Here is a 3,110-nt window from a genome sequence, read left to right on the forward strand (position 1 = left end):
CGTTTCACTTCTGAGTTCGGCATGGGATCAGGTGGGACCACCGCGCTAGTGCCGCCAGGCAAATTCTGTTATCCAAAACAAGCTGTTAAATAACCGGTATGAATATATTCATCACCCGTCATCCGAAAAATTGATTTTACTTCGTCTCTCAACTCAAAACACCTTCGGTGTTGTCAGGTTAAGCCTCTCGGTTCATTAGTACTGGTTAGCTCAATACATCGCTGTACTTACACACCCAGCCTATCAACGTCTTAGTCTCAAACGTTCCTTCAGGACCCTTAAAGGGTCAGGGAAGACTCATCTCGAGGCAAGTTTCCCGCTTAGATGCTTTCAGCGGTTATCTTTTCCGCACTTAGCTACCGGGCAATGCAATTGGCATCACAACCCGTACACCAGTGGTGCGTCCACTCCGGTCCTCTCGTACTAGGAGCAGCCCCTCTCAATCTTCCAACGCCCACGGCAGATAGGGACCGAACTGTCTCACGACGTTCTAAACCCAGCTCGCGTACCACTTTAAATGGCGAACAGCCATACCCTTGGGACCTACTTCAGCCCCAGGATGTGATGAGCCGACATCGAGGTGCCAAACACCGCCGTCGATATGAACTCTTGGGCGGTATCAGCCTGTTATCCCCGGAGTACCTTTTATCCGTTGAGCGATGGCCCTTCCATTCAGAACCACCGGATCACTAAGACCTACTTTCGTACCTGCTCGAGCTGTCACTCTCGCAGTCAAGCTGGCTTATGCCTTTGCACTAACCGCATGATGTCCGACCATGCTTAGCCAACCTTCGTGCTCCTCCGTTACTCTTTGGGAGGAGACCGCCCCAGTCAAACTACCCACCAGACACGGTCCCCGATCCAGATTATGGACCCGGGTTAGAACATCAAATGTTAAAGGGTGGTATTTCAAGGTTGGCTCCATGCAGACTGGCGTCCACATTTCGTTGCCTCCCACCTATCCTACACATCAAGATTCAATGTTCAGTGTCAAGCTATAGTAAAGGTTCACGGGGTCTTTCCGTCTTGCCGCGGGTACACTGCATCTTCACAGCGAGTTCAATTTCACTGAGTCTCGGGTGGAGACAGCCTGGCCATCATTACGCCATTCGTGCAGGTCGGAACTTACCCGACAAGGAATTTCGCTACCTTAGGACCGTTATAGTTACGGCCGCCGTTTACCGGGGCTTCGATCAGGAGCTTCGCTTGCGCTAACCCCATCAATTAACCTTCCGGCACCGGGCAGGCGTCACACCGTATACGTCCACTTTCGTGTTTGCACAGTGCTGTGTTTTTAATAAACAGTTGCAGCCAGCTGGTATCTGCGGCTGGCTTCAGCTCCGTCCGCGAGGGACTTCACCTAATGCCAGCGTGCCTTCTCCCGAAGTTACGGCACCATTTTGCCTAGTTCCTTCACCCGAGTTCTCTCAAGCGCCTGAGTATTCTCTACCTGACCACCTGTGTCGGTTTGGGGTACGATCAATGATAACCTGATGCTTAGAGGCTTTTCCAGGAAGCAGGGCATCAATCACTTCGCCACCGTAGTGGCTCGTCGTCACGCCTCAGTGTTTAATAACCGACCGGATTTTCCTAGTCAGTCCACCTTCACGCTTAAACCGGGACAACCGTCGCCCGGATGATTTAGCCTTCTCCGTCCCCCCTTCGCAGTTACCACCAGTACGGGAATATTAACCCGTTATCCATCGACTACGCTTTTCAGCCTCGCCTTAGGGGTCGACTCACCCTGCTCCGATTAACGTTGAACAGGAACCCTTGGTCTTCCGGCGTGCGGGTTTTTCACCCGCATTATCGTTACTTATGTCAGCATTCGCACTTCTGATACCTCCAGCAACCCTCACAGGTCACCTTCAACGGCTTACAGAACGCTCCCCTACCCAACAATATTTACATATCGCTGCCGCGGCTTCGGTGCATAATTTAGCCCCGTTACATCTTCCGCGCAGGCCGACTCGACCAGTGAGCTATTACGCTTTCTTTAAATGATGGCTGCTTCTAAGCCAACATCCTGGCTGTCTGAGCCTTCCCACTTCGTTTCCCACTTAATTATGACTTTGGGACCTTAGCCGGCGGTCTGGGTTGTTTCCCTCTTCACGACGAACGTTAGCACCCGCCGTGTGTCTCCCGTGATAATATTCTCCGGTATTCGTAGTTTGCATCGGGTTGGTAAGTCGGGATGACCCCCTAGCCGAAACAGTGCTCTACCCCCGGAGATAAATTCACGAGGCGCTACCTAAATAGCTTTCGGGGAGAACCAGCTATCTCCCGGTTTGATTGGCCTTTCACCCCCAGCCACAAGTCATCCGCTAATTTTTCAACATTAGTCGGTTCGGTCCTCCAGTTAGTGTTACCCAACCTTCAACCTGCCCATGGCTAGATCACCGGGTTTCGGGTCTATACCCTGCAACTAATTCGCCCAGTTAAGACTCGGTTTCCCTGCGGCTCCCCTATTCGGTTAACCTTGCTACAGAATATAAGTCGCTGACCCATTATACAAAAGGTACGCAGTCACACCACAAGGGTGCTCCCACTGCTTGTACGTACACGGTTTCAGGTTCTTTTTCACTCCCCTCGCCGGGGTTCTTTTCGCCTTTCCCTCACGGTACTGGTTCACTATCGGTCAGTCAGGAGTATTTAGCCTTGGAGGATGGTCCCCCCATATTCAGACAGGATAACACGTGTCCCGCCTTACTCATCGAACTCACAACACCAGCATTTTCGGATACAGGGCTATCACCTGCTGTGGCCGGCCTTTCCAGGGCCGTTCTCCTAATACTGATGTTGATTCAGGTTCTGGGCTGTTCCCCGTTCGCTCGCCGCTACTGGGGGAATCTCGTTTGATTTCTTTTCCTCGGGGTACTTAGATGTTTCAGTTCTCCCGGTTCGCTTCATTAACCTATGTATTCAGTTAATGATAGTGCAACGAATTGCACTGGGTTTCCCCATTCGGAAATCGTCGGCTATAACGGTTCATATCACCTTACCGACGCTTATCGCAGATTAGCACGTCCTTCATCGCCTCTGACTGCCTAGGCATCCACCGTGTACGCTTATTCGCTTAACCTCACAACCCGAAGATGTCTTTTGGACGG

General features: G+C 51.6%; 2 rRNA genes. Both read right to left on the bottom strand.

Annotated elements, in window-relative coordinates:
* Positions 1-59: ribosomal RNA gene (rrf, locus tag ACMHKJ_RS19410) — 5S ribosomal RNA — on the bottom strand; the annotation flags it as partial.
* A gap of 115 nt (positions 60-174) precedes the next feature.
* Positions 175-3,082 (bottom strand): 23S ribosomal RNA (locus ACMHKJ_RS19060).
* Between the last annotated feature and the right edge of the window lie 28 nt (positions 3,083-3,110).

Source organism: Morganella psychrotolerans, assembly GCF_965118875.1.
Taxonomy (GTDB): Bacteria; Pseudomonadota; Gammaproteobacteria; order Enterobacterales; family Enterobacteriaceae; genus Morganella; species Morganella psychrotolerans_C.